The 2,963-nt window shown below is 48.9% G+C and carries 4 protein-coding genes and 1 pseudogene; 1 reads left to right on the top strand and 4 read right to left on the bottom strand.

What is annotated here, in order from left to right:
* The 4 genes and pseudogenes from OGV74_RS04995 to OGV74_RS05010 form a co-directional block, all read right to left on the bottom strand.
* A pseudogene (locus tag OGV74_RS04995) lies at window positions 1-321 on the bottom strand (replication protein P); the annotation flags it as partial.
* Entirely contained in the window at window positions 233-1,144 is a 912-nt protein-coding gene (locus tag OGV74_RS05000; protein WP_223307938.1) for a DnaT-like ssDNA-binding domain-containing protein, read from the bottom strand. The gene OGV74_RS05000 and the pseudogene OGV74_RS04995, both read right to left, overlap by 89 nt.
* 252 nt (window positions 1,145-1,396) lie before the next feature.
* Window positions 1,397-1,951: a toxin YdaT family protein gene (locus OGV74_RS05005; RefSeq protein WP_286520433.1), complete on the bottom strand. Its 555-nt coding sequence runs from the start codon at window positions 1,949-1,951 to the stop codon at window positions 1,397-1,399.
* Window positions 1,952-1,954: 3 nt separating this feature from the next.
* On the bottom strand, window positions 1,955-2,167 hold the full coding sequence (locus OGV74_RS05010; protein WP_003832309.1) for a helix-turn-helix domain-containing protein: 213 nt from the start codon (window positions 2,165-2,167) through the stop codon (window positions 1,955-1,957).
* Between the two features lie 105 nt (window positions 2,168-2,272).
* Here OGV74_RS05010 and OGV74_RS05015 point away from each other — a divergent pair, with 105 nt between their 5' ends.
* Window positions 2,273-2,653 carry a helix-turn-helix domain-containing protein gene (locus OGV74_RS05015; RefSeq protein ID WP_003832307.1) on the top strand — a complete coding sequence of 127 codons (381 nt, stop codon included), beginning with the start codon at window positions 2,273-2,275 and terminating at the stop codon, window positions 2,651-2,653.
* Window positions 2,654-2,963 lie beyond the last annotated feature (310 nt).

Raw genomic sequence — 2,963 nt, forward strand, 5'->3', positions numbered from 1 at the left:
GCAGATGTGATACAGCACGGGCTGAGGCCATGGATATTTATCGCTTCCTGAATACCGATATGACTCATTGCGCCAGCGCCGGTATTCCGTCATAACCTGCTCCGATGTCAGTCCGAATGGATTCGCTCCACTCACTGAAACCAGAGAAACAAACTCAGCCAGGTCAGGCGGCCATGTATTTCCCATCGCACAGCGCTCCATGCACTGCTGACAGACCAGCCGAATTTGAGGTTCAGTCATCGAACCTATCTGGGCTATCCAGATAGGCGAAGGCTCCGCCCCGTTCTTCTGGGTCCATCGGTTCGAATACACCTCCCCCATGACCTGCCACAGTCGCCAGGCTGTTTCCGTCGCCATCAAGTCCATTCCTGCGGCGCCACTCTGCGTGTGCTGACTGAATTTGCTGAACTGCCCGGGATGCTGTTGGTTCGGATCCTGCTCCCACATGACTGTTACCTCCGGTTTCTGGTTTTACCTGCGTTCTCACCCGGGCTACATGTCGGGCAAATTTTTGTTCCCACTGGATTTGAGTAAAAACTTTCCCTTCCGACTCCCAATACGCGGTGAATTCTGCGAGTTCAGTCAGAAGGTAATCTGGTTCAGGCAGGGGGATACCCCACGATGCAGCGCGCTGTCGGAAGTCTCTGGAGGGAAGCCAGCTATCTGTCATGCTGAATTTCCCGATCGGTTCATCAACACCGTCCAGGTATCGGGGCATGACCGGGGATGGCAGTTCATCCCCATTCGGATTTTTCATCGCGCCCGCGTTAAGAGAGGGGTTTAAGATCTGTTTACTGCTAACTGCTTTCTGGATACCTGATGGCAAAGGTTTAGCCAAAGACTTAGCCTTATCCTTAGGCAAAGCGAAAGCCTTATCAAAAGCCGTCCCCATAGCGTCAGAAACCCCGTAGCAGGCGGCTTTGAGAGCTTCATATGCTTTATCTTTCAGTGAACATTCAGGAAGTAATTCAAACGATCTTGCCCATGATTTGATCACGTTCACTGATGCTGGAGGGTTATGTTTCACCGCGTTAGGCAACCAAAAAACTCTGGCTTTAAGGTCGGCTTCCACCATACCTAACGCTATGGCTTCGCCTAAGGCTAAGTCGAAGGCTTCGACTTCCCAGTTTAATTCTTCGGCCATAGCCGCCCTTCCCGCCTTATACAGCCCGGGTATAATCCCCGTGAATGGGCCTGTAAGCAGGTAAATAAACAGACTCTGCCCACTTGGCGGGAGTGGTGATAAGGCTCGAAATTTAGGATCATCCCACATGGTGATCTTCACCTTACGGTAAGGCTCGTTACTAGCCTTACTCTTAGGCATGGCCTTAGCCAAAGGATTAGGCATACTTCACCCCGCGAGTTGCAGTAATAATGGTCATTGGTCAAAACTCGATTAAAACAATTGCGGCGCTACGGCGCTTATGCTCGCCAGTAGTGGTCCCGTCGCATCAGCAGGTAACATGTTGAATAATGCGATTGCCGCCTCACGAATTTCCTTCTCGAGCTTTTGTAATGGCGCGCCAATTAATTTCGCATGGTGTGCCTCACTGCACTCTTTGATAGCGTTCGCCACCAGCTCTGCTTCTGTGCTCGCATTACTTAACCCGTGCTTTCTGGCAATCTGAACTGGCATAGCGGCAATAATTGAACCTGACAGCTGCATAATGTAAGCCGTGTACTTTTCCGAACCGCCCTCGTTTTTCAGATATCTGAATAAATTCTGTTTATTAACAGTAATTCCGCGGCTATCTACTTTGGCCCACTCTTCAGCCACCAGCTGAGCGATCCGTTCCTGTGCCTGTCCTGGTAATGTCGATTCCCATTCACGAACGGCGGCCAATATGACGCGGTGGTGGATGCCGTCACGGCGCTGGGGTTTAAATTGATTTTGCGATTTCACCGGAGCGGCTACTCGTGGTTTATTATGGGTATAAGCTACTGATTGCATCATTCAGACCTCGCTTTGTGGCGGAAATACACTATCAAGAGAGCAGGTGCGCCCTAACTCGTTAAGCTTCTCCACAATCAATCTGCATTCCGGTAGGCCTGGTTGGCGTGTTCCGTTCTCATAATTTGAGAGCCTTGACTGACGCCACCCGAATAATTTGGCTAATTGCTCTTGAGTTAAACCGAGCGCTTGCCGTTCTTTGGCGATGTTGTTCATCTTGTCCTCACATATAGTGTTTAGCTGAATTAAACACACAATGTGTTAGATAGTCAAGACGAAACGTTCTTTGAGCGTTAACACGTAACGTGGTAAAAATCAGTAATGAATATAAACACTGCAATTGCCGCCAGACTGAAGCAGCTACGCGAACAGAAAAATATGTCGCAATCTAAACTCGCAGAGTTATGTGGGTGGGCTCAGTCACGCATCGGGAACTATGAAGCAGGTCGCCGCAATGTTGGCGTTGACGACGCTATAACGATATCTAAAGCTCTCGGCATTAGCCCGGCTGAGCTAATGTTTGGTGATGATCACGCCGAATCATGGTTAACGCCAAAACATCGTAAGTTGATTACTCTTTTTGACCAGTTGCCGGAGTCTGAACAAGACAGAATGATCGATACCTTTCAATTACGGCTGAAAGAAATTGATGAGTATGTTGAGAAATACCTTCGGGGACGATTAAAGCCAACTGACGACTAAGCTACAATTTTCAGCACTCTAACCAGCCTCCTTGGCTGGTTTTTTTATGCCTTTCCCACTCCCTTTTCCCATATCGTTATCATCCACATCACCTTAAACACATGCTGTGTTGACTTTTAAACACATTTAGAGTTTAAATATAAACACATTTTGAAAAACGTCATCGAGGCAGGACGCCCACGAAGTAGCAGCCGGCGGCATACGAATCACCGGATGAGATGACTAGTGTAAACACGCAGCAGGTTCAACGTTCCGCCAGCCTGGCGACAAGGGCAACGCAAGAGGATAAATCCATGATCGATTTCGCACG

This window comes from Citrobacter sp. Cf116 (genome assembly GCF_030336505.1).
Lineage (GTDB): Bacteria > Pseudomonadota > Gammaproteobacteria > Enterobacterales > Enterobacteriaceae > Citrobacter > Citrobacter freundii.